The sequence below is a fragment of the Mycobacterium mantenii genome (genome assembly GCF_010731775.1).
In the GTDB taxonomy this organism is placed as follows: domain Bacteria; phylum Actinomycetota; class Actinomycetes; order Mycobacteriales; family Mycobacteriaceae; genus Mycobacterium; species Mycobacterium mantenii.
In genome coordinates, this window is the sequence record NZ_AP022590.1 from 4,183,925 (window position 1) to 4,207,615 (window position 23,691).

At 66.8% G+C, this 23,691-nt stretch carries 21 protein-coding genes and 1 riboswitch; of the genes, 8 read left to right on the forward strand and 13 right to left on the reverse strand.

Going from position 1 to position 23,691, the window contains the following annotated elements; all coding sequences use genetic code 11:
- Positions 1 to 16: 16 nt before the first annotated feature.
- Entirely contained in the window at positions 17 to 232 is a 216-nt protein-coding gene (locus G6N50_RS18935; RefSeq protein ID WP_158086057.1) for a hypothetical protein, read from the reverse strand.
- Between the two features lie 239 nt (positions 233 to 471).
- A riboswitch (M-box (ykoK) riboswitch) is annotated at positions 472 to 644 on the reverse strand.
- A gap of 112 nt (positions 645 to 756) precedes the next feature.
- On the opposite strand from G6N50_RS18935, the gene G6N50_RS18940 reads away from it, so the two are divergent.
- Complete coding sequence (locus G6N50_RS18940; protein ID WP_083094669.1) at positions 757 to 1,416, forward strand: O-methyltransferase; 660 nt, start codon at positions 757 to 759, stop codon at positions 1,414 to 1,416.
- A gap of 3 nt (positions 1,417 to 1,419) precedes the next feature.
- Here G6N50_RS18940 and G6N50_RS18945 read toward each other — a convergent pair whose 3' ends face one another.
- From G6N50_RS18945 to G6N50_RS18980, 8 genes are all read right to left on the reverse strand, one after another.
- On the reverse strand, positions 1,420 to 3,414 hold the full coding sequence (locus tag G6N50_RS18945; protein WP_083094670.1) for an acyltransferase family protein: 1,995 nt from the start codon (positions 3,412 to 3,414) through the stop codon (positions 1,420 to 1,422).
- 239 nt (positions 3,415 to 3,653) lie between these two features.
- Positions 3,654 to 5,081: an aldehyde dehydrogenase family protein gene (locus G6N50_RS18950; protein ID WP_083094671.1), complete on the reverse strand. Its 1,428-nt coding sequence runs from the start codon at positions 5,079 to 5,081 to the stop codon at positions 3,654 to 3,656.
- A 26-nt stretch (positions 5,082 to 5,107) separates the two neighbouring features.
- The gene (locus G6N50_RS18955; protein ID WP_083094672.1) at positions 5,108 to 6,820 is read right to left on the reverse strand and encodes a thiamine pyrophosphate-binding protein; all 1,713 of its coding nucleotides are present in this window, start codon (positions 6,818 to 6,820) and stop codon (positions 5,108 to 5,110) included.
- 44 nt (positions 6,821 to 6,864) lie between these two features.
- Positions 6,865 to 8,007, reverse strand: a complete 1,143-nt coding sequence (locus G6N50_RS18960) for a CaiB/BaiF CoA transferase family protein (RefSeq protein WP_083094673.1) — start codon at positions 8,005 to 8,007, stop codon at positions 6,865 to 6,867.
- A 13-nt stretch (positions 8,008 to 8,020) separates the two neighbouring features.
- Complete coding sequence (locus tag G6N50_RS18965) at positions 8,021 to 8,965, reverse strand: SDR family NAD(P)-dependent oxidoreductase (RefSeq protein WP_083094674.1); 945 nt, start codon at positions 8,963 to 8,965, stop codon at positions 8,021 to 8,023.
- 20 nt (positions 8,966 to 8,985) lie between these two features.
- Positions 8,986 to 10,839, reverse strand: a complete 1,854-nt coding sequence (locus G6N50_RS18970; protein WP_083094675.1) for a flavin-containing monooxygenase — start codon at positions 10,837 to 10,839, stop codon at positions 8,986 to 8,988.
- Positions 10,836 to 12,236, reverse strand: a complete 1,401-nt coding sequence (locus tag G6N50_RS18975) for an aromatic ring-hydroxylating oxygenase subunit alpha (protein ID WP_083094676.1) — start codon at positions 12,234 to 12,236, stop codon at positions 10,836 to 10,838. The genes G6N50_RS18970 and G6N50_RS18975 overlap by 4 nt, the downstream gene beginning before the upstream one ends.
- Positions 12,236 to 13,090: an SDR family NAD(P)-dependent oxidoreductase gene (locus tag G6N50_RS18980; protein WP_083094677.1), complete on the reverse strand. Its 855-nt coding sequence runs from the start codon at positions 13,088 to 13,090 to the stop codon at positions 12,236 to 12,238. Before G6N50_RS18980 ends, G6N50_RS18975 begins: the two co-directional genes overlap by 1 nt.
- A 219-nt stretch (positions 13,091 to 13,309) precedes the next feature.
- Between G6N50_RS18980 and G6N50_RS18985 the strand changes: the two genes are divergently transcribed.
- From G6N50_RS18985 to G6N50_RS19005, 5 genes are read left to right on the forward strand one after another with little or no spacing between them, the layout of a single operon-like run.
- Positions 13,310 to 14,932: an SMP-30/gluconolactonase/LRE family protein gene (locus tag G6N50_RS18985; RefSeq protein WP_083094678.1), complete on the forward strand. Its 1,623-nt coding sequence runs from the start codon at positions 13,310 to 13,312 to the stop codon at positions 14,930 to 14,932.
- Complete coding sequence (locus G6N50_RS18990; protein ID WP_067827008.1) at positions 14,932 to 15,672, forward strand: GntR family transcriptional regulator; 741 nt, start codon at positions 14,932 to 14,934, stop codon at positions 15,670 to 15,672. Before G6N50_RS18985 ends, G6N50_RS18990 begins: the two co-directional genes overlap by 1 nt.
- A gap of 20 nt (positions 15,673 to 15,692) precedes the next feature.
- On the forward strand, positions 15,693 to 17,291 hold the full coding sequence (locus tag G6N50_RS18995; RefSeq protein WP_083094679.1) for an AMP-binding protein: 1,599 nt from the start codon (positions 15,693 to 15,695) through the stop codon (positions 17,289 to 17,291).
- A complete protein-coding gene (locus tag G6N50_RS19000) occupies positions 17,284 to 18,066 on the forward strand; it encodes an SDR family NAD(P)-dependent oxidoreductase (protein WP_083094680.1) in 783 nt (260 codons plus the stop codon). The genes G6N50_RS18995 and G6N50_RS19000 overlap by 8 nt, the downstream gene beginning before the upstream one ends.
- The gene (locus G6N50_RS19005; RefSeq protein WP_179970035.1) at positions 18,063 to 19,550 is read left to right on the forward strand and encodes an AMP-binding protein; all 1,488 of its coding nucleotides are present in this window, start codon (positions 18,063 to 18,065) and stop codon (positions 19,548 to 19,550) included. Before G6N50_RS19000 ends, G6N50_RS19005 begins: the two co-directional genes overlap by 4 nt.
- On the opposite strand, the gene G6N50_RS19010 is transcribed toward G6N50_RS19005, so the two are convergent.
- Both G6N50_RS19010 and G6N50_RS19015 read right to left on the reverse strand, forming a co-directional pair.
- Positions 19,547 to 20,707, reverse strand: a complete 1,161-nt coding sequence (locus G6N50_RS19010; protein WP_264028812.1) for an NDMA-dependent alcohol dehydrogenase — start codon at positions 20,705 to 20,707, stop codon at positions 19,547 to 19,549. The two genes, G6N50_RS19005 and G6N50_RS19010, sit on opposite strands and share 4 nt — an antisense overlap.
- The gene (locus G6N50_RS19015) at positions 20,704 to 21,174 is read right to left on the reverse strand and encodes an SRPBCC family protein (RefSeq protein ID WP_083094683.1); all 471 of its coding nucleotides are present in this window, start codon (positions 21,172 to 21,174) and stop codon (positions 20,704 to 20,706) included. Before G6N50_RS19015 ends, G6N50_RS19010 begins: the two co-directional genes overlap by 4 nt.
- 124 nt (positions 21,175 to 21,298) lie before the next feature.
- Here G6N50_RS19015 and G6N50_RS19020 point away from each other — a divergent pair, with 124 nt between their 5' ends.
- Both G6N50_RS19020 and G6N50_RS19025 read left to right on the forward strand, forming a co-directional pair.
- Positions 21,299 to 21,664: a nuclear transport factor 2 family protein gene (locus tag G6N50_RS19020; protein ID WP_083094684.1), complete on the forward strand. Its 366-nt coding sequence runs from the start codon at positions 21,299 to 21,301 to the stop codon at positions 21,662 to 21,664.
- Positions 21,665 to 21,703: 39 nt separating this feature from the next.
- Positions 21,704 to 21,925, forward strand: coding sequence for a hypothetical protein (locus G6N50_RS19025; protein ID WP_083094685.1), 222 nt, complete (start codon positions 21,704 to 21,706; stop codon positions 21,923 to 21,925).
- A gap of 110 nt (positions 21,926 to 22,035) precedes the next feature.
- Here the strand turns inward: G6N50_RS19025 and G6N50_RS19030 are convergent, their stop codons facing one another.
- Positions 22,036 to 22,773 carry a DUF899 domain-containing protein gene (locus G6N50_RS19030; protein WP_083094686.1) on the reverse strand — a complete coding sequence of 246 codons (738 nt, stop codon included), beginning with the start codon at positions 22,771 to 22,773 and terminating at the stop codon, positions 22,036 to 22,038.
- Positions 22,774 to 22,798: 25 nt separating this feature from the next.
- Positions 22,799 to 23,569: an SDR family oxidoreductase gene (locus tag G6N50_RS19035; RefSeq protein WP_083094687.1), complete on the reverse strand. Its 771-nt coding sequence runs from the start codon at positions 23,567 to 23,569 to the stop codon at positions 22,799 to 22,801.
- Between the last annotated feature and the right edge of the window lie 122 nt (positions 23,570 to 23,691).

The window sequence follows — 23,691 nt, forward strand, 5'->3', positions numbered from 1 at the left end:
CCGCCGCGGCAGTGGTTCAACGGTGGTTGCTGCCGGAACCCGAGGCGTGCCCACCCAGCGACGCGGTGACCACCGCGATCGGCATCCTCGAGACATACAGGTTGGCCCGCTCCTGCGGGGTCAGGCCGGCCCTCAGGTGAAATCTGTTGGCCAGCAACCGGCCTGCACGCAGCATCGACCGTCCGCGCATCCGGGAAGCGGCGGCAATACGGTGTGTGACAACAAAAGCCATGATCTTCTTCTCCTGACGGAGGTCCGATCGGCGTCGGCACAGCGTGTCAGCCGCGCAGGACCAGGCGAGGTCAAGCGGTGCGCGAAATGCCGGAACCGGATCGGGACAAGACGGATTTCGGATAGGGACTATCGCCGGGACTCATCTCGCCCTCACCTCCTCACGGCCAAGACACACGCGGGTGTCACCACGTTCACCTGAACGAAAGAGGCAGGAAGGACCCACGGCACATACCGCGGGTCGCACCCCTCTCGTCGGAGCTTCGGCACTGCACGGCGTATCCGGAACATTCCAGAAGCCACTTGGGCTCAACCCTTGGGTCCGGGAAGAGCTGTCCTGACCCGGGGCGTCTCTCGACGTTCGGGGTCAGTGGCCTGTATCCATGCAGACGCCTCACCTACCGAGGTGCTTGCGGAACCCATGGTTCCACGCGGTCGAGAGCTCGTCAAACCGGCTTTACGCATCCCTGACGCCGAGACCCGGCTCCCAGGGCAAGCTCAGTCCGGAAGCCTAGGCTCGATGCCATGACCACAACGTTGCAGGATTCCCGGGTCGCGTCGACGCTCGACCGCATGTACGCCGAGTCGAAAAACCAGATGTCGCTGCTGCGCGAGCGGCGCGGCACGTTCGATCGGCCGATGACCGCGCAGGAGCGGGCCGACGCAATGAGCGAGTTCTACATTCCGGTGACACCGGAAGCCGGCCGGTTGTTGTATTCGCTGGTACGGGCCACCCGCCCGGCGACGATCGTCGAGTTCGGTATGTCTTTCGGCATTTCCGCCGTGCACCTGGCCGCCGCGGTGCGTGACAACCGCACCGGCCGGGTGGTGACCACCGAGCTGAGTGACACCAAGATCGCTGCCGCCAAGCAGACCTTCGCCGAGACCGGCCTCGACGACGTCATCACCATCCTCGAAGGCGATGCGTTGTCCACGCTGGCGGACCTGCCCTGGCCCGTCGATTTCGTATTGCTCGACGGTTGGAAAGACCTGTACTTACCGGTGCTCGAGCTGCTGGAGCCGCGGCTGTCGCCCGGCGTGCTGGTCATCGCCGACAACGCCAGTTCGGCCGACATGGCGCCCTATCTGAACCGGGTGCGCAACCCCGATAACGGCTACGTGAGCTTTAACTTCCAGGTTCGCGACAGCGACAGCATGGAGATCAGCTGCCGCACAGGCGGTTAGGGCCTATCTCAGCGATTCCTCGAGCCACGGGGTCAGCCACTTCACCCCTTCCGGGGTGAGGTGGACGCCGTCGCTGCGCACCTTGATGCCGTCGACCTTGGCGGTATAGACACCGTCGGGGCACAGCTTTTTGTTCAGGTCGAGGATCGCGACGCCTCTGTGGTGGCTAACGGTCTTGCGCAACATGGTGTTCCACAGGTTGACCCGATCCGGCTGGTCCTCCGGATACAGCCGGCCGTCCGGCTTTTCACCGCCGCGGCTGTAGGGGACGGTGGCGACCACCACGTGGACGCCGGTCGCACCCACGATGGTCAGTGCCCGTTCGAGCTCACCGTTGAGGTAGGCGTCGAAGGTCGGGTCGCCGATGTGGGTCCACTGGCCCTCGTTGACCCGGTCCACCGTCTCCCAGCGGCCGATGACCAGCAACGCGACGTCCGGCTGGTCCTGACTGACCTGCCTCGACCAGCGGATCGGCCAGCCGTCACATTCGGATCGCTGCTCCAGAGTCTGGCCGATGTACCGATACGGCGTGCCGCGCACCAGGCTGCAGCCGATGACGGTGTGGTCGAGGAACGTGAACCCTGGTGTCGGAGGCAGATAGTGCATCCAGGTCCACCCGATCGAATCACCGAACACCGAGACCGTGAACGGCCGGTTGGCATCTCGGGGCCGGCTCGCCCCAGGCGGCGACGGCGAGACCGCCGCGACCGCGGAGACTCCGGGCGGCAGGCCGACCTCGCGCAGACCGGGCCCGGTCCCCACCGGGACCACCAGCAGCGTCACCGCGGCGGCGCTGGCCACGGTCGCTGCCGCCAGCGGCAGCAGCGGCACACGCGCCGGTCGCCAGCGCCGGATGGGTTGTTCGAGCAGCCAATACGACACCGCGGCCGCCGCCAGCGTGGCGCCGCACCGTGCGGCGAACAACGACAGCCCGGACCAGCCCGTGCGTTCGCCGTTGAGCGCCAGGAATATTGGCCAGTGCCATAGGTAGACGCCGTACGAGATGGTCCCCAGATACACCAGCGGGCGCAACGCGAGCGCGCGGGCGACGATTCCGCGCTGCTCCAGCGCGACCGGTGCGATCACGATGACGGCCGCGACCGCGACCCCGATCAGCAAGCCGTGGCGGAATTCGCCGCTGGCGCCGGTGGCGTAGTGCGTCGCCGCCGCCAGGCCCGCCAAACCCACCACCGGCAGCATCCGGGCCACCCGGCGACCCCATCGCGTGCGGATCATGCACCAGCCGCGGTTCATAGACGGCCAGTCCCGGACCAGAAGCGCGGCCGCCGCGGCGCCGACCAGCAACGCCTGCGCGCGGGTGTCGGTGCCGAAATAGATCCGATCGCGGGTGGCGTCCGACGCCATGAGGATGGCACCCGCCGCGGACGCCATTGCGCCCACGGTGGCTATCAGGAAAGTTGCGAAGCGCACACCACCGACGGTGGCCCGGGTGGAGCGGCGCCGTGCGCAGGCGGCGAGCAGCAGGGTGACCGCGATGAGCAGCACCGGCCAGACGAGGTAGTACTGCTCTTCCACCCCCAGTGACCAGGTGTGCTGCAGCGGTGAGGGCGGTGCGCCTTGGGTGAAGTAGTCGGTTTTCTGGGCGACGAACCGCCAGTTCGCCATCCACACGAAGGCCGCGATGGCGTCGTCGCGCAGCCCGGTCAGGGACCGGTCGGGCAACATCTGGCGGGCCGCGGCGACGGTGAGCACCATCAGCACCAGTGCCGGCAGCAGTCGGCGTGCGCGCCGAATCCAGAAGCCGGTCAACTCGATACGACCGGTGCGTCCCAGTTCATCCAGCAGCAGCGAGGTGATCAGGAATCCGCTGAGGACGAAAAAGACGTCGACGCCGATGAATCCGCCGCTGACGCCGGGGATGCCGCCGTGCCCGATGAGCACCAGCGCAACCGCGATCGCGCGCAGTCCGTCGAGTGCCGGGATCCCACTGGCCCGCTCCGGCCGGTCCCAGATCGCCAGCCGGCCGACGCGGCGCACGGGCGCGACCCATCGGGACCGAGTACGACGAGCCGGCGCGGGGTGAAACCCGCCCGGCTCTGTGCTTGCTGTCAGCGCGCCGTACTTACCATTTCGCCCGGCGCCATGGTTGATGCCGATACGTCGCTGCCCCTCCTGTTGAGTTCAGCAAGCCAGCCTAGAGGCGGGCGCGCAGGATTCAGTGGAGGACACGCGACGGTTTTTCGGCCTCGCTGCGTTCGGATTTCACCCCTGCCGCGTCAGGCCTTGTCAGGCGCGTAGCCGAGCGTGCTCTTGGTTTCCAGGTACTCGTCGAAGCCGAAGTCGCTCCATTCACGGCCGTTGCCGCTGCACTTGTAGCCGCCGAACGGCGCGTTCAGGTCGAATGCGTGGTTGATCGTCACCCATCCCGCGCGGATCTTGCGGGCGACCTCACGCGCCTTGTCGAGGTCGGCTCCCGAAACGTACCCGGCCAGGCCGTATTCGGTGTCGTTGGCGATCTCGACGGCTTGGTCGATGTCGTCATAGCCGAGGATGCACAGCACTGGCCCGAAGATCTCCTCGCGCGCGATCGTCATGTCGTTGGCGACGTGCGCGAACACGGTCGGTTTGACGTAGTAACCCGTGTCCAGGCCCGCCGGCCGGCCCGGACCTCCTGCAACCACGGTCGCACCCTCGTCCACGCCCTGCTGGATCAGGCGTTGCACCTTCTCGAACTGTGCCCTCGACGCCACCGGCCCGATCGCCTTCGGATCGTCGCTGCCCACCTGGACTTGTTCGGCGACCTCCCGCGCGATGCTAATGGCCTCGTCCATCCGGGAATTCGGGACCAGCATGCGCGACGGCGCGTTACAGCTCTGCCCCGAATTGGGCATCATGTTGGCCACGCCGGCGCGGACGCTGTCGGCGAAGCCACCGTCGTCCAGGACGATGTTGGGGCTCTTGCCGCCGAGCTCCTGGGTGACCCGCTTGACGGTCGGGGCGGCATTCCTGGCCACCTCGACCCCGGCGCGGGTCGATCCGGTGAACGACACCATGTCGATGTCGGGGTGGCTCGCCAGGGCCGCACCCACGCCCGGGCCGTCGCCGTTGATCAGGTTGAACACCCCGGCCGGCACGCCCGCGGCGTCCACGATCTCGGCGAAGATGTACGGCGAATACGGTGCGACCTCAGAGGGTTTGAGGATGACGGTGCACCCCGTCGCCAACGCCGGGTAGACCTTGACCGCGACCTGGTTGATCGGCCAGTTCCACGGCGTGATCAAACCGCAGACGCCGATCGGCTCCTTGGCGATCAGGGTCGCGCCCCGTTGCTCGGCGAACGAGAAGTTCTTCAGCACGTCGATGGCCGTGGTCAGGTGACCGATGCCGAGAAAGACCTGCGGTCCCGCGGCCAGCGAGGGCGGCGCGCCGATTTCCTCGGTGACCGCTTCGGCGAGATCGTCCGCACGCTTCTGGTATTCGGCGAGGATGGACTGCAGCAGGTCCAGGCGCTGTTCGCGGGTGCTCTGCGACCAGTCGGCAAAGGCCCGCCGGGCGGCCGCGACGGCCACGTCGACATCTGCGGCCGAGCCCAGCGAGATCTTCCCAGAAACCCGTTCGGTCGCCGGGTTCTCGACGTCAAAGGAGTTGGGCCGCAACGGGTCGACCCAACGGCCGTCGATGTAGAACTTCAGGTATTCGCGCATGGCTGCTCCTTTCGCAGTCCTTTTCCTTACTGGGTACCTTCGGCATACCAGGTCCGGAATCGGTCGTACTTGGGCATCTCCTCGGAGTTGGCCTTCGGGTCGATGCACACGTGCACCACACCGACTTTGCCACTGGCGTAGGCGCGAGCGATCGCCGGGCCGATCTCTTCTTCCTTCTCGACATACTCACCGTGGCAACCGAAGCCCTCGGCGACCTTGTCCATCCGGACGTCCTTGCTCCAGTGCACACCGGGCTGCGGTGACGGCTGGGAGAAGGTGCGCTTGTACACGCCCACTTCCAGGCCCCACTGGTGGTCGACGCCCACCACGCACACCAGCGGAAGGTTTTGCCGCGCAGCGGTTTCCAATTCGGCGATATGGAAAAGGAAGGCGGAGTCGCTGGTCAGCAGCATCACCGGCCGCTTACCACCCTCGGCGACCGACGCCCCGACCGCGTACGGCAATCCGGTGCCGAGGTGGCCGAAGTTCTGGTTCCAGATGACGTCGCGCGGCTTGCACTGCGAGTAGGTCCACTGGAAGATCACGGTCGCGCCGCCGTCGCGCACCAGGATGCCATCCTCGAGTTCGTTGAACGCCTTAGTCGCCTCGACGACGTAGCGCGCCGGGTGGATGGGCGAGCGTCCAGACGGTGCCGATTCCGCCATGTCCGCAAGCTCTTTCGCATCCTTTTCGATCAGGGCCTGCAGCGTGGGCGCGGGTTGGCGCGGCGAATCCTTGAGTGCGGAGACCAGCTGCGGCACGACACCGCGCAGATCGCCGACCAGCGCCACGTCGAAGCGGCGGTTGACACCGATGGCGGCCGGGTCCTGCTCGACGTAAACCCATTTGCGGTTCGCATCGTTGCCCGCCCAATGCTGGGTCCGGCCGTAGTGCATCGGCTCACCGAGTTCGGTGCCCAGCGCGACGCACAGGTCGGATTCCTCGACGGCCTCGTTGGCGGCCGGGGAGAACAAGTAGGGGAACGTGCGGTCCTGTAGTCCCGGGATGTACGAGGTACCGCCGGAGGTCTGGATCACCGGGCAGGCCATCAGCTCGGCCAGCTCCTTGACCTGCTGTTGCGTACGGGAGGTGTGCACGCCGTGGCCGACCAGCAGGACCGGGCTCTTGGCCTCGCGGATCAGCTTCACGGCCGCCGCCACCTCGCGGGTACCGGCGCCCTGGTTGACCAGCCGGTACGCCGACGGGCTCGGCGCCTCGGCGACCTCGAGTTCGGAGAGGATGACGTGCGACGGGTACTCGATGTAGGCCGGGCCGGGCGTGCCGGACATCGCGCGGCGGATCGCCTCGTGGACGATCTCGTCGGTCTGGTCGGCGTATTCGATCGAGGCGCTGTACTTGACGGACGAGGCGAAAAGTGGTTCCTGGCGGACGAATTGGATGCGCCCGCGCCGGACCCGGCGCTCGGTGATGCGGGCGCGCTGACCGCCGAGGAAGATCACCGGTGAGTTCTCCACGAGCGCGCACTGGATCGCGCCGGCGATGTTGGCCATGCCCGGGCCGAGCGTGCCGATGCACAGCCCGGGCTTACCCGTCATCCGCGATGCCGCCTCGGCCATGAAACCCGCGCTCAGTTCGTGGTGCGGTGCGACCACCGACCACCCGCGGGCGTCGGCCTCGGCGAACATGTGCACGAAGTTCGGGTCCGGGATGCCGAACAGCGTGTTCACGCCCTCGGCCTCGAACAGGTCGAGGATGCGCTTGTAAACAGGCACGGCCATGGTGGAAAACTCCTTTACTGGCAATAGGTTTCGTTAAGCGAGTGTTATCCGGGGTTCACGTCGACGGCCAAACCCAGCTCGTCGAGCACCGCCGCGGTGTGGGCGCCGAGCTCGGGCGCCGGCCCCGCCACGCGGCCCGGCGTCTGCGAGAACCAGGTGGGTACGCCGGGGAAGCGCACCGGTCCGTGCGGGCTGTCGACGGTCTCGAACATGCCGACGGCGTTGAGATGCGGATCGTCGAACAGCGCGCCGGGTGTGTTCAGCGGCGCGGCCGGTATCTCGAGTTCGCGCAGCAGCTCCAACCACTCCGCGGTGGACCGCTCTTTCATGGTCTCGGCCACCAGCCCATAGACCGTGTCGATCTCCCGGGCGCGCTGTTCCAACGTCGAATACAGCTCGCTGGCCCACGGTGGCTGAACGGCTTCCATGAAGGCGTTCCAGTGCTTGTCGTTGTAGATCAGCGCGGCGATGTGGCCGTCGCTGGTGCGGTACGGGCGGCGGTTGGGGGCCACGGTGCGCGGATACACCGCGGGGCCCAGGGGCGGGTCGAACAGGGCGCCGTTGGCGTGTTCGACGAGCATGAACGAGGCCATGGTTTCGAACATGGCAACCTCGACTTCTTGCCCCTGCCCGGTGCGCTCGCGGTGGAACAACGCCATCGTCGTCGAGTACAGCGCCGTCAGGCCGGCGATCTTGTCCGCCATGATCGTTCCGACGTAATCGGCCTCGCCGGTCAATTGCTGTTGCACCGCGGGCAGGCCGCATTCGGCCTGGATCGTGTCGTCGTAGGCGGGGCGGTCGTGGTCGGGTCCGCGGCGCCCATACCCATAGCAATTCGTATAGATGACAGCGGGATTGATCGCGGCGACGTCGTCGTAGCTGAAGCCGAGTTTGGCGATGGCCTTGGCGCGCATCGAGTGGATGAACACGTCGGCCGTCTCGACGAGAGCGCGCAACGCGCGGGCTCCGGCGTCGGTTTGCAGGTCGAGCACGACGCTGCGCTTGCCCCGGTTGACGTTGACGAACACCCCGCTCATGCCCGGCGCCGGGCCCACCGAGATGTAGCGGGTGTTATCGCCCTGCGGCGGTTCGACTTTGATCACGTCCGCGCCCATGTCGGCCATGATCTGCGTGCAGTATGGTCCCATCACCATCGCGGTCAGGTCGATGACGCGCACACCGGCCATCGGGCCCGCGGGGCTAGCCATTGAGCGCTCCTTGGTCGGTGGAGCCATGTAGTTCGTTTGACCTCTGCGCCAGGTCGAAGCTGTAGCGGATGTGCTCGTTGTGTCCGTCCGGGACGGCCGGAAAGATCAGGGGCGCCGCGACGTATCGGATCGCATCCAGGTGGCTGGCGACCTCCTCGATCGTCCACGACGGGCGGCACACGCCCGGGCTCTCGGCGATGACCGCCCGGGCCACGCGACCCGCCAGCGCGATGAACAGTTCACCGGTTACCGAGCAGGATTCGTGCGCGAGCCAGCCCACCACGGGCGCAACGAGATCCGCGCCCATCGGCGGGTAGGCCGAGGTATCGATGCCGTCCGCCATGCGCGTCACCGCGGCCGGCACGATCACGTTGCACCGCACGCCCTCGGCAGCGCCCTCGAGCGCGGCGACGTTGGACAGCCCGATCACACCGGCCTTGGCGGCCGCGTAGTTGGCCACGTCGTGGTTTCCGTACAGGCCGCCGATCGATGACGTCAGCACTATGCGGCCGTAGCCCGCTGCGCACATGTGCGGAAACGCGGGCCGGACCACGTTGAAGGCGCCGCGCAGATGCACGTCGAGCACGGCGTCGAAGTCCTCGTAGCTCATCTCCTTGAGCGAGGCGCGGCGGACGTTGCCGGCGTTGTGCACCAGGACGTCGATGCGACCGTAGCGCTCGAGCGCGGTCGCGATGATCGCCTCGCCCCCTTCGCGGGTCGCCACGGATGCGCTGCACGCGACGGCCTCGCCCCCGGTTGCGGTGATCTCGCCGGCCACCTGCTCGGCCGGACCGGCGTCGACGCCCTCGCCGTCGAGACGGCCGCCGACGTCGTTGACGACCACCTTGGCCCCGCGCGATGCGAGCAGGTGCGCATACGCACGGCCCAGCCCGCGTCCGGCGCCGGTCACCACGGCGACACGGTCGTCGAAACGCATTTGCCCCGCAAAGGATTCGGTCAAGCCCCGAGCACCAAACCTTCCAGGTCGCCCTTGTCGCGCCATGCCCGCAGTAAGTCCTCGAAGGCGTAGAAGCCGGGACCATACGGCTCGCCCAGGTGTGAGCGGATTCCCTCTCCCCCGCCGCCGCCTTCGTTGTTGTAGTAGCCGGGCGTGCACTGGGCGTCGAACGCCGAATTGTCGACCGCGGTTTCCCGGATCGTCGCGCACCACTGTTCCTGCGCCACCCGGCTGGGTTCCACGGTGGTGGCGCCGCGTTTCAATGCCTCGGCGATGATGTAGGCGATGTGCTCGCCCTGCAGTTCGTAGTTGGCCGCGATGTTGGCCGAGATGCCGACCTGAGTGAACCCGGTGTAGAACTGATTCGGGAATCCACGGCTGGTCATGCCGTGCAGCGTCTTGTAACCGTCGCTCCAGTAGTCGAACAGCGACAGACCGTCGCGTCCCTCGATCGCCTCGATCGAATAGCGGCGGCTGATCTCGGTGGTGATTTCGAAGCCGCTGGCGTAGATGATGCAGTCGACCTCGTACTCGACGCCGTTGGCGACCAGACCCCTTTCGGTGATGTTCTCCACGCCTTTGGAATCGGACACGTCGACCAGCGTGACGTTGGGCCGGTTGAACATCGGCAGGTACTCGTCGTTGGACAGGGGCCGCTTGCACAGGAATCGGTAGTAGGGCTTGAGCGCCTCGGCGGTCGGCGGGTCCTCGACGATCGCGTCGATGCGGCGGCGCAGCCGCTCCATCAACTTGTAGTCCTCTTCCTCGCGGATCGCCATGAACTGCTCGGGGGTCAGCGACGCGGGATCGTCCAGGGCGAGCACCCGGGCCGCGGTGTTGCGGCCGAGTTCGGTCCAGAAGTCGCACACCAGATCCGGCTGGCCCAGTGCCATGCCCTCGAAGGTCCAGGAGTGGAAGTTGCGCTGCCGTTCCCGCTGCCAGCCCGGCCGCAACGACTTTGCCCACTCCGGGTCGGTGGGCGCATTGTTGCGCTCGTCGACCGTCGAGGGGGTGCGCTGGAAGACGTAGAGGTGCTGGGCGTCTCGGGCCAGGAACGGAACGATCTGGATCGCGGTGGCGCCGGTGCCGATGACGGCGACCTTCTTGTCGGCGAGCTTGTGCAGGTTGCCGCTCGAGTCGCCGCCGGTGTAGTCGTAGTCCCACCGCGACGAGTGGAACGCGTGGCCCTTGAAGTCCTTGATCCCGGGGATGCCCGGCAATTTCGGCCGGTGGAACGGGCCCGAGGCCAGCACCACGAACCGGGCGCGGATGTCGTCGCCGCGGTTGGTGCTGATCCGCCAGCGCTTGGTTTCCTCGTCCCAACGCAGGTCACGCACCTGGGTGGAGAAGATCGCCGAATCGTAGAGGCCGAAATGCTTGCCGATGTTGCGGCAATGCTGGTAGATCTCGGCACCGTCGGCGAACTTCTTCGACGGCATGAAATCCAGCTCTTCGAGAAGCGGGATATAGCAGTAGGATTCGTTGTCGCATTGGATGCCGGGATAACGGTTCCAGTACCAGACGCCGCCGAAGTCGCCACCGAGTTCGATGATCCGCACGTCATCGACGCCCGCCTTCTTCAGGTAGGCCGCAGACAGCAGGCCACCGAAACCACCGCCGAGGACCGCGACGTCGATATCCTCGCTGATCGGCTCGCGCGGCGCCGCCGGCGTGTAGGGATCGACCTCGTAGTAGCCGGCGAAGTCGTCCTCCAACTCGATGTACTGCTTGGAACCCTCCTTGCGCAGCCGCTTTTCGCGCTCGTGACGGTATTTCTCGCGCAGCGCGTCGATGTCCACGTCGTCGGGCGTCTGGGTCGGCCCGCAACCGTCTTTTTCCAACTCGGAGGTCATGCCTGTGGGTGCTCCTTACCTGAAAGCTCTCGGGGCTCACCGGTACCCATGTATCTCGACAGCTGATAGTGCAGATTGACCGTGCTGCGTTCGCGGTACGGATTGGGCTTGGTGCCCGGGAAGCCGAGGGACTTCATGCCCTGCTGCACGGCGGCCATATTGGAGAAGTCCTGCGGCAGAACCGACCGCCACCGCGGGTCCCCGACCGGGGTGTACTCCCACTCCGTCTGCGGCTCTTCGCCTTTCGGATACAGCTCGAAGACCGATACCTCGAAGATGCACTTATCCGGGTTGTAGCTGGGATGCGGCCGCGCCCCGTAGCACAGCGCAACCGTCAGGCCCTGGCCGATCTGGAAGTTCGGGAAGATCTGCCACGCGGTGCCGGCCTGCCCGAGGATGTCGGACGGAATGGTCGGCCAGATCACGCCGCGGGTCTCGTCGTCGCGGCGCGCCGAGGCCAGCCAGTGCTCGAGGACCTTGTCGGCCGGCGTGCCCTCGGGCAACTCGTCCACCAGCCGTTTGGCGGCGTTCACCAGCGTCTCGGTGGTGGAGGTGTTGGTTTCCTCCATCGTGTAGATCTGCATCTCCGCGGTCGACACCCGCGGATCGGCGCCGGCGCCCAGGCGGATCTTGGACTTGGTCGCCGCCAGATCGTCCGGCGCGTCGTAGCCGATGTTGCTGTGCCTGCCTTGCGCTTTCGCCCAGCCTTTGAATTCGCCGAACTTGTTGAACTCGGGATGCGTGGTGAACACGTGGTAGGTCTCGTTGAACGCCTCCAGCGCGACTTTCCAGTTGCAGTCGAAGGACAGCCACTTGCGCCACTTGTAGCGCATGTTCTCCAGGCCGAACGGGTCGAGGACCTTCGCGGCGGGGAACAGGAAGTCGGCCAGCGGCTCACAGTCGGGATCCATGTTGATCCACAGCCAACCGCCCCAGGTGTCGACCCGCACCGGTCGAAGGTGGGTGTTGTCCGGCGTCAGCGCGTCCTGCCAGTCCTGCTGTTCGCGGATGTGCGTGCACGCTCCGTCCAAGCCGTAGGTCCAGCCGTGAAAGCCGCAGACGAACGACTTCCTGGTTCGCGCACAGGCGTTCTTGGCGCCCTCGGGGGTGTCGATCAACCGGCGGCCGCGGTGCATGCAGACGTTGTGGTGGGCGTGAAATTCGTTGCTGCCGGTGCGGACCACGATGATCGAGTCGTCGAGGATGTCGTAGGTGAGGTAACTGCCCACCTCCTGCAGCTCCTCGACGCGCCCGACCTGCTGCCAGACTTTGCGCCACAGCTTGTCGCGCTCGGCGCGGGCATACTCCTCGGAGATGTAGGCCTCGACGCCGATCGTCATCGGTTGCGACAGTTCTTCGGCCGCTTCGGAATTCACGCCTTTGGCGAGGTCGGTCATCACATCCTCCTAATCGCCGCGCGGAAGGATTCGTCCTTGAGGAAAAGTGAGGTGTTGTCCGCGGCGAGATGGCTCCACTTGAGGTCCAGCCCGCCGTCGACGAGCAGCGTCTGGCCGGTGATGTAACTCGACATCTCCGAGAGCAGAAAAAGGATGGCGCCGGCCTGCTCCTCGGGCCGCCCACGGCGGCCCATCGCGATCGCCTGCCGGTCCCGCTCGGGGTCCTCGTCGACGTAGGTGCGCGAGGCCGCCGTCTCGGTGACGCCGGGCGCTACGGCATTCACCCGAATTCCCGCCAGCGCCAACTCGAGGGCCATGGTTCGGGTCATCGCGGTGATCGCGGCCTTGGCGGTGCCGTAGGCGACGTGGAACGGTGCGGTGTTCATGCCGCTGATCGAGGAGATCGACACGATCGAACCCCGCTGTTGCTGCGCGACGAGTTCGGATGCCACGGCCTGGCTCATGAAGAATGCCGTTTCGAGATTGTCGGCGAAGATCTTGCGCCAGTCGCTGCGCGTCACCCGGGTCGACGGCATCCACGTCGACGGCTCGGCGCCGCCGGCGACGTTGACCAGCCCGTACAAGCTACCGTCGGCGCGGCGCGCCTGGTCGATCACCGCGGCGATCCCCTCGTCGGTCGACGCATCGGCGGCGACGGGCACCACGGGCAGTCCCTGCGCTGCCAGCGGAGCGATGTGCTCGTCGAGGTTCTCCTTCGACCGGCTCACCGCGATCACCGTGGCCCCGGCCCGCGCGGTCATCGCGGTGACGGTCGTGCCGATGCCACCTCCGCCGGCACCGGAAACCACCACGATGCGACCGTCGAGCGCTAGGAGATCCTCGTGATCGTCCATGACCTGCTTCCGCCTGCCGCCAACGCGTCGGGCGCCGCGGCGGGATCGAATACTCGCTTTGTCCGGACAAAATATTGCATTCTGTCCGTTGGAGAACACTATTCCGATCGGTGGACTTCGCTGTCAAGGTCGGGTGGGGACCCTTTGGGTGGCTATTGTCTGGACTAGGAGGAGTTGATAGCGTCCAGCCCAACGGCTGACGGAAGGACCTCGGCGAGCATGTCCATCTCAAGGGCCATCTCTATGCAGCCCTCGCGGTACGCGGTGCCACACCCCGTCGACGTCGCCGCGGGCTGGGAGCTCGAACGGGTCGCCGGGCCCAGTCGGCTGTTCGGCGCCAACGGTCTGCGCACCGGCCCGGACGGCCGCATCTACATCGCCCAGGTGACCGGCAGCCAGATCAGCGCGCTGGATCACCGCACCGGGGAACTGGTGACCGCCAGCCCCGAGGGCGGCGACATCGTGGCGCCCGACGACGTCGCGTTCGACGGCGACGGCAATCTGTACGCGACCGAGGTGATGGATGGCCGCGTCAGCGTGCGCGACACCAACGGCCGAACCCGAGTGCTGCGCGACGACGTGCCGTCGGCCAACGGCATCACCTTCCAGCAGGGCAGGTTGTTCATCGGCGAATGTCGCGAGGGTGGGCGGTTGCTGGAATTCGACCTGGCGGGCGGACCACCGCGGGTGCTCCTGGAAAACGTGCCCTCACCGAACGCGATGGAGATCGGCCCGGACGGCCTGCTGTATTTCCCGGTGATGGGCGCCAACGAAATCTGGCGCATCGACCCCAACGGCGGCGACCCGCATTGTGTTGCAACCGGTCTCGGTGTCCCCGACTCGGTCAAATTCGACGCACATGGTTACATCGTTTCAACACAGGTGGCCACCGGGCAGGTGCTGCGCATCGATCCTCGCAGCGGCGAACAGCGGTTGCTCGCCCAGCTGAATCCGGGGCTGGACAACTGCACCTTCGTCGGGGACAAGCTGTTCGTGTCCAACTTTACCGGCGAGATCACCGAGATATCACCCGATGGCACAACTCGATCCGTGTTGGCGGGCGGACTCAACTGGCCGATGGACCTCGCGGTGGGTCACGACGGGCAGCTCTACATCGCCGACGGCACGTATTTCTACATCGCCCGGCCCGATGGATCCCTGCACACCGCGGGGATGCTGTTCAGCCCCGGCTATCCCGGGTTCTTGCGTGGCGTTGCGGCCGGTGGTCCCGGCGAGTTCGTCGTCACCACGTCCGGCGGCCAGGTCAGCCGTTACCGGCCCGAGGCGAACGAAACCGAGGTGCTGGCAGACGGTTTCGACCAGCTCTACGGTGTCTCTCTGAGCCCCGGCGGCGTGGTGTTCGCGGAGCTGGGCACGGGCCGGGTGCTGTCGCTGCAATCGGGTGGCACCGAGGTGCTGGCGCGCGGCCTGCGTGAGCCGGTCGGCGTCGCGATCGATCCCGACGGGGCGTGCCTGGTGGCCGAGGCCGGAGCCGGTCGGGTGATCCGGCTGAGCGGGGCGAGGATCGACACCGTTGTCCCCGATCTGCAACGCCCGCAGGGCATTCTGGTCCGCGACGGTGTGCTCTACGTAGTCGATGCCGGCGCCAAGGAGTTGGTCGCGCTCGATCTGAGCACCAACGTGCGGCAGACTATCGCGTCCGGGCTCCCGGTCGGTCCCCCGCCGGGCGTGACCCCCAAGCCGCTGCGCGGCATGCCGCCGTTCTCCGGACCGCAGGGCCCGTTCGCCGGCATCACCGCCGCGGCCGACGGGACGCTCTACCTCTCGGCCGACGGCGACGGCAGCGTACTGGCCGTGCGTCCGGTACCGGGCGGCGCATGATGTCCCAGGCCATCGCCGGCGACCACCGCTACCTACAGATTGCGCGCACGCTGCGCAAGGAGATCGTCGACGGCGTTTACCCGGTGGGCTCGCAGCTGCCCACCGAGCACCAACTGTGCGAGCGCTTCGCGGTGAGCCGCTACACCATCCGCGAGGCACTGCGCCGCCTGCGCGAGGACAACCTGGTCGCTTCCCGCCCCAGGGCCGGCACCCGGGTGGTTCCCCGGCCGGCGTCGAGTTCCTATGCGCAGGATGCCATGTCGATCGACGACCTCCTCGCGTTCGCGGCCGGCGCGCAGCTGACCATCGAATCGAACGCGATGGTGACCATCGACGACGAGCTCGCCGTTCGGACCGGCCTGGAGGTCGGTACCCAGTGGCTATCGGTCCGCGGCTACCGCCAGGCCGACGGCGCGTCGGTCCCGCTGTGCCGAACGGAGTACTACATCAGCCGGAATTTCGCCGCGGTCGGCAGGCTGCTGCAGCGCCACGTCGGTCCGATCTTTCCGTTGATCGAGGACCTCTTCGGCGTGAGCGTCGCGCAGTTGCATCAAGAGATCGCCGCCGTCCTGCTGTCACCAGAACTGGCCGACGGCCTCGGTGTTGAAGCGGGGACCGCTGCGCTCGAGATGCGGCGCACCTACACGACGTCCGACGGCGAGGTGGCCCAGGTGACGATCAACACCCATCTGTCGTCGAGGTTTCGGTACGCGATGACCATGCGTCGCGTGGATGAATAGGCCCCAAGGATGAGGTCGCGGTGATCGGCCGGGCTCGCCGGGACGCGGCGCGTGCGGCAGAGGCATACCGGCGCGGCTTATGGGTGCACACGACGCTGGCCGACTGGCTGCGCGCCGCCGCGGAAACCTCGCCCGGGCGGACGGTGCTGGTGGACGCCGATATTCGGATGGACTGCGCCACGCTGTATGCCCGGGCCCGTGGGCTGGCGACCGGCCTGCTCGCGCGGATGCCGAGCGGCAGCGTCGTATCGTTAATGCTGCCGAACTGGCACGAGGCCGCCGTCATCTACCTGGGCGCGACCATGGCCGGGATGGTGGTGAATCCCATCCTGCCGTCGCTGCGTGACCACGATCTGCGTTTCATACTCGACGATGTCTGCGCCGCAGTGGTTTTCGTTCCGCGGCAGCACGGCGGCCATGACTACGCGGCGATGCTCGAACGCGTCGCGGCCGCGATGAGCCCGGCACCCGAAGTAGTGGTGCTGCGCGGGGAGGCCGGCTCCCACACCCCGTATCCGGCCTTGTTCGAGGGTCGTCCGGATACCGCCGTGCTGCCGGCGCTGGATCCGGATGCCGTTCGGATGGTGCTCTACACGTCCGGCACCACTGGACGGCCGAAAGGCGTTTTGCACAGTCATAATTCGATCAATGCGCTGATCTCCCAGCTCCGTGACCACTGGAACATCAACCCGGGCGACACGTTCCTGGTCCCCTCGCCGATCGCCCACATCGGCGGGTCGATCTACGCATTCGAATGCCCACTGCTGCTGGGCACCACCGCGGTCTTGATGGACCGGTGGGATCCGGCGGCGGCCGTAACGCTCATGGGCCGCGAGCGGTGCACCCACATGGCCGGTGCGACACCGTTCCTGCAGCAGCTGTTGTCCGCCGCGCAGCGCGCCGACACCCGCTTGCCCGACCTGAAGGTGTTCATCTGCGGCGGCGCGTCCGTCTCACCGTCGCTCATCCGCAGCGCCGCAGAGTATTTCGACCGTGCGGTCATCACCCGGGTGTATGGCTGCACGGAGGTTCCCGTCGCGACCGTCGGCGCACCGCGGCCGGACGAAGCCGATTACGCGGCGGACACCGACGGCAGGCCCGGCATCGCCGAGATCAAGCTCGCCGCTCACGACGCCGCACCCACCGGCTGCGGTGAGATCTGTGTGCGCGGGCCTCAGATGCTGCTGGGCTACCGTCATCCCGAAGACGATGCCGAGTCCGTCGATGCCGAAGGGTTCTTCCGCACCGGAGATCTCGGCCGCTGGGTCGACGACCGATACCTGCTGGTGACCGGCCGTGCCAAAGACGTCATCATCCGCAACGGTGAGAACATCTCGGCCAAGGAAGTCGAGGATCTGCTCGCCGAGCATCCCGGCATCGGTGAGATCGCCGTTGTCGGACTGCCCGACGCGCGGACCGGGGAACGGGCGTGTGCGGTCATCGTGCCCAGGGGTGAGCCGGCGCCGGATGTGGCAAGCCTGCTCGCCCTCCTGCAGAGCAAGGGCGTCGCGAAATTCAAAGCGCCGGAACAGGTCGTGGTGTGGGATGCGCTGCCCAAGAACGACGCGGGCAAGATACTCAAGCATCAGATCCGGGCGTCGCTGATGAAGGATGGGTGAGATGCAGGTCGCAATCGTCACGGGAGCAAGCAGCGGCATCGGCCTGGGGTGCGCGACGAAACTCGCCGAGATGGGCATGGCGGTCGTCGGCACCGGCCGCGACCGGGAACGGCTCACCGAACTGGAAACGGCGATCGGCGGCCCCGACCGCGTCGCCACCATCGCCGTCGACCTGACCGACGACGACGCGCCGCGCCGCATCGTGGACCTCGCGGTCGAGCGGTGGGGCCACATCGATTTCCTGATCAACAACGCCGGGGTGGGCAGCCCCAAGCCGCTGCACGAAACCGACGACGAAACCCTGGACTACTTCCTGGATTTGATGCTGCGTGCGCCGTTTCGGCTCGCGCGCGACGTGCTGCCGCACATGGCGCCCGGGTCGGCGATCATCAATGTGACGTCGACTTTCGCGGTCATCGGCGGCCTGCGCGGCGGCGCCTATTCCGCCGCCAAGGGCGGGCTGACCGCGCTGACCACTCACATCGCCTGCCAGTACGGCGCGTCCGGCATCCGCTGCAACGCCGTGGCGCCCGGCGTGACGGTGACGCCGATGGTCGAAAAGCGGCTGGAGGACGAGCGGTTCCGCAAGATCAACACCGAAATGACGCCGCATCAACGGTTGGGCCGCATCGACGACATCGCCAGCACCGTCGCTTTCCTGTGCTCCCCGGGCGGCAGTTTCATCAACGGCCAGACGATCGTCGTCGACGGCGGATGGAGCTCGACGAAGTACCTTTCGGAATCCGCGCTGGCCGCGGAGTGGATCGAGCGATGAATCTGTTTGCGATGCTCGATCAGGCCGCGAACCGGTTTCCCGACTGCGGCGCCGTGTATCTCGGGGACCGGTGCGTGTGCACCTGGGTCGAGTTGCGCGACCGGGCATTGCGGCTGGCCGCATCGATCCGGCAACAGCACGGTGAGGGCGCCCGGATCGCGATCGCGACCCACAACAGGCCCGAGATCATCGAGTTGATGTTCGCGATCTGGGCCGCCGAATGCGTCGTCGTCCCGATCAACTACAAGCTGCATCCCCGCGAGATGGCACAGATCCTCGAGGATGCGGGCGCGGCGCAGGTCTTCGCCTCATCGGCCATCGGCGCCGAGCTCGTGCCGATCACCACGGCGCCGATGGAAACCGTTGATTCGCAAGGCTATTCACGGCGCTTCACCGTCACCCCGTCGGCGCCGCCGCGCACCGACCCCTCGGCGCTGGCGTGGCTGTTCTACACCAGCGGCACCACCGGCCGATCGAAGGGCGCGATGCTGTCGCACCGCAACCTGACGGCGATGACCGTCGCGCACCTCGCCGACATCGACGCTCCGGACCAGGACTGCAGCCTGGTGCACGCGGCCCCGATGTCGCACGGCTCCGGCCTCTACATCCTGCCGTACGTGCTACGCGCCGCGCGCCAAGTCCTACCCGCCTCAGGAGCGTTCGATCCCGACGAGTTCCTCGATCTCTGCGGGCACCACCCGGGCGTCAGCGCGTTTCTCGCCCCGACGATGGTGCAACGCCTGGTCGATACGGGCCGCGGTCGCCCGGCCAATCTCCAGCTGATCGTCTACGGCGGCGGCCCCATGTACGTCGAAAGCCTGCGTACGGCGATCACGGCGTTCGGCCCGATCTTCGCGCAGATCTACGGGCAGGGCGAGTCACCGATGACGATCACCGGATTGCGTTGTGCCGATCACGAATCCGACGATGACGCGATCCTCGGCTCGGTCGGTTACGCGCGGTCCGGAATGGAGGTCGCGGTGCTACGCGCCGACGGCGACCCGGCACCCGTCTCCGAGATCGGCGAGATCGTCTGCCGCGGCGACGCGGTCATGTCCGGGTACTGGCGCAATCCCGATGCCACCCGCGCCACGCTCAAGGGCGGCTGGCTGTACACCGGCGACATGGGTTCGTTCGACGCGCGCGGTTTTCTCACGCTGCGAGATCGGTCGAAAGACGTCGTCATCAGCGGCGGCAGCAACATCTACCCGCGCGAGGTGGAGGAGGTCCTGCTGGAGCACCCCGATGTCGCAGAAGCATGCGTGGTCGGCACACCCGATGCCGAATGGGGTGAGGTGGTGGTCGCGTTCATCGTCGGCGCCGTCGACCCCGCGGAGTTGGACGCGCATCTGCTGCGGCGTATCGCCCGCTTCAAACGGCCCAAGCGCTACGAATTCGTCGATGAGCTACCGAAAAACAGCTATGGCAAGGTGCTCAAGCGGGAACTGCGGGCAACCCTGGCGCCGCCGGACCGGGTTGGTTAGACGCCGGCGAAGTCGATAATTCCGCGAATGTTGCGGCCCTCCCGCAGGTCCGCCATCGCCTCGTTGATCTCGTCGAGCCGGTAGTGGCGGGTGACCAGCTCGTCGAGCTTTAACACCCCCGCCTGATACATCGACAGCAGCATCGGGACGCAGGTGCGCGGATTCATCCCGCCGTAGAGCGCCCCCTTGAGTTGCTTGGCCGACAGCACCATCTCCTGCAGGACCAGCGGAACCGTGGGCTCGGTGTAGGGCGTGATGCCGGTGACCACACACGTTCCGCCCTTGCGAAGCAGCCTCATGGCCAACGGGATCAGGTCCACATGCACAACGCCGGCGGTCACGACGACGCGGTCAGCCATGACACCCGCGGTGATGTCGGCCACCAGCGGTATTGCCTCCTCCGCGGAGACGGCGCTGTGCGTGGCGCCGAATATCTTTGCCGAATCGCGTTTGTATTCGACGGGATCCACCGCCACGACGTATTTCGCGCCGGCGGCGCGCGCCCCTTGTAGGGCGTTCATCCCCACACCGCCGGTGCCTAGGACCACGACGGTGTCTCCGGGCTCGGTGCCCGCCGAGATCGTCGCCGAGCCCCAGCCGGTGCTGACCCCACACGACACCAGTGAGGCCGCATGAAAGGGAATCGCGTCGTCGATCTTGATGACGGACCGTTCGGTGAGCACCGCGTATTCGGCGAATGTACCGAGTTGGCCATAGGCCATGAGGTTTTCGTCGCCGAGATGCCGGCGGCAGGTTCCGTCGGTCGGCATCTCCCTCGAGAAAAGGCTCGCGCCGGCATCGCAGATGTAGCTCTGACCGTTCACACAAAACCGGCAGCTGCCGCACGCGGGAATGAACGACATCGCCACGTGGTCGCCAGGCTGCACCGTCGTCACCCCAGGCCCGACCTCTTCGACGACACCGGCGCCCTCGTGTCCACCGAGCATCGGGAACCAATCCGGCTCGGGGATACCGGTCAAGGCCCGCACCTCGGGTGTCGGCAACACGTCGCCGGTCACAAGGTGGTCGTCGGAGTGGCAGATGCCGGCAACGGCCATCCGCACCAGAACCTCACCGTCGCGGGGCGGATCGAGCTCGATCTCGCGGACCTCCCAGTACCCACCAACCCCGCCGAGCACAGCGCCACGACACTTCATTGCGACCTCCCTAATTCGAAGTGACCCCGGATCCCCGCCAGCATCTTGATGTGCGCCTTGACCCCCTCGCGGATGGTGACCCCGGCCAGTAGCCGCGGGGCGGTGATCCCGATCCGTTCGGTGACCCGGGTGCCACCCTCGAAGGGTTCGAAACTCACCGTGCTGCGCAGCCGCACTCCCGGTGACTGATCGGCCTCGGTCAGTACATCGCCGCTGACGGGCACCCGCAGCCGGGCGCGGTAGCTGGTCCGGATGGTCAATGGCCCCAGCGGAATTCGATCGACCACCCGGTAGGTCTGCTGGTAGCTGTCCTGGGTTTCGCTGCGCGACAACGTTTCCACCGACACGATCAGCGGGTGCACGAGCTTGAGGTTGTTCAGGTCCACGTAGTAGTCGCGCACGGCGTCGGGCGGCGCGGGCACCCGCTCGCTCAGCGTCCGGTCGGCGTGGACGGTCCACCAGCTCATAGAAGGAACCTAGCCCGACGACGATGCGCGCCGCGAAGCGGCGGGCTGAGAAGGCGGGCAATCGAACCTAGCCCGACGGGACTGTCCGGCCTACCGTGGACCCAGCCGAGCAAGCGGAGGCGAAATGAGCACTCAAGGTCACGTGGTCGAGCGCTACCTGGAATGCCTGGCCGCTCATGACTGGGACGGGCTGGCCGACACCATCGCCGCGGAAGGCCTGACCCGGGAGGGCCCGTTTTGCGACGTGGTCGAGGGCAAGGCCCACTACGTCGCCTACCTGCGCAAGGTATGCACGAATCTGCAGGGGCATCGGTTGCACGTGCAACGGGTCTCGCACGTGGACGCCCGGGTCTCGTTCGCCGAGCTGTCCGAGACGTTCGAGATCGATGGCGTTGCGACGACGTGGCCCGAATGCATCCTGTTCGAGCGGGACGACGACGGATTGATCTGTCACGTCAGCGTGTTCTTCAAGCAGCGGGGCGGCGGCTGACTATTCCCTCCCCCACCGAATTGACCTACCGTGGCATGCATGGAGGCAGATGCAACTCCGGAGTCGGTGCCGGTCGAGAAATTGCACTCGGGCGACCCGATCACCGATTGTGGTCAGCGGTACATAGTTCTCGAATCGAAGGCGCTCAGCGACTGCGTGGTGCTCGAGCTCGAGTCCAGAGTCGACCACCAGCTGCAGGTCATCGAGAAGTCGTTCCCCGCCGGGTATCAGGTCGGCAGGGCGAACCACCGAATCCTGTAGCCGAATTTCTTTGCGAATACTGCGCGAGTAGCCGGTCGACGGCTACCGCGCATTCGTGTTTTCAGGCCTTGTGCAGCTGATACCACGAAATACCAAATATGCCGCGCCACTTAGCTTTCGCGCGGCGGCCGGATGTCGTTGGGGTCATTCGGGTCGGGTTCCCCGAACCAGCGTGACGGCTCGTGGCGGCCGTACGCGTCGTGCCAGTCCCACCACTCGTAGGGCGCGGTCTGCGGGTAGCCCGGGGGCGAATCTTCCCAGTTCTCCTGGCGTCCCAGCGCGGTCATATCGAGGAAGCTCCACGTGGTGCCGAGCGCCTCGTCGCCGCGGTTGTTGATGAAGTAGGTGCGAAAGACGCGGTCGCCGTCGTGGATGAAGGCGTTGGTGCCATGCCATTCATCGACCCCGAAATCGGTGTCGAAGTCGTCGGTGAGGGTGTACCACGGCATTTTCCAGTCCATCCGGACCTTGAGTCGCTCGATGTCGGCCTGTGGGGCGCGCGACACGTACACCAGCGTGGTGTCGCGGGCGTTCAGGTGGGCCAGATTGCCGACGTGGTCAGCCATCATCGAGCAGCCCCGGCAGCCGTGTTCGGGCCAGCCGTCGATGCCGGGCCCGTAGAAGGCGCGATAGACGACGAGCTGGCGCCTGCCCTGGAACAGATCCAACAGGTCGACCCTGCCCTCGGGTTCCTCAAATTCGTACTCTTTGTCGACGGCCGTCCACGGCATCCGGCGCCGCATGGCCGCCAGTGCGTCATGGGCCCGGGTGAGTTCCTTCTCCTTTGCCAGCAGTTGCTGGTGCGCGCTCGCCCACTCCTGGGCCGAGACGATCGGCGGTGTGTTCATCGTTGTCTGCCTTTCCGTTTCGGTTTCAGGCCAGCGGCGAAAGGCCGGCCGGGGTGAGCAGGTAGGCGTCGTGCTCGGTGGCGCCGCCGGTGGCGATCTCGAGCACCGACTTGCCCACCTGCTCGGCGGTCAGCGCGGGTCCGGTGGCCTGCACGAAGGACTCGACGTCGACGCCTTGCCGCTCGGCGTAGGCCGCGACGGCGACCGCGCCCAGGGCGGTCGCCGGCGTCAACCGCGGCAGGACCGCGGTGAAGCCGATCCCGAGACCGGCACGTTGCGACTCGATGGCGGCATAGCTGGTGATGAACCTGACGGTCGCCTTCGCACCCGCGTAGCCTCCGGACAGCGGCGATCCGGCCAGGGCGGCACCGCTGGACATCGCGATCACCGAGCTGCCCGGCACCAGCGGGCGCCGCAGCGCATGACGAATCCAGTGAAACGCCTGTGCGACGTCGGAGTTCCAGTTCTCACTGAACGTCTCCCACGACTGGTCCTGCAGCGGCGTCATCCGCGGGGTCGCGCCGGCGCACAGCACCAGTGTGCGCGGCCGGTATTGGTCGATGAGCCGGCCGGCCGTCGCCGGATCGGCGGCGTCGGACACCACCGGGGTGAAAGCGTCGCCGAGCTGGGCGCGCACCTCCTCGAGTTGCAATCGAGTGCGCGCGACGCCGATAACCTGCGCGCCGGCCGCCGTCAACGCGAAGGCAATGGCACGGCCGAATCCGCGCCCGGCTCCGGTCACGATCGCGGGGGTACCGACGAGCCCGTCGGCGTGGGCGGTGCGGGACTGGTTCATGGTCGTTCTCACTCTCTGACGTGGTCTGCGGCCGTTGCCGCGGCTTCACTAGTGCAGATACGGCCCGCCGGCCGGATTCATCGCCTGGGACCGATGAATTTCGGGGGCCGGATGTCTCTAAC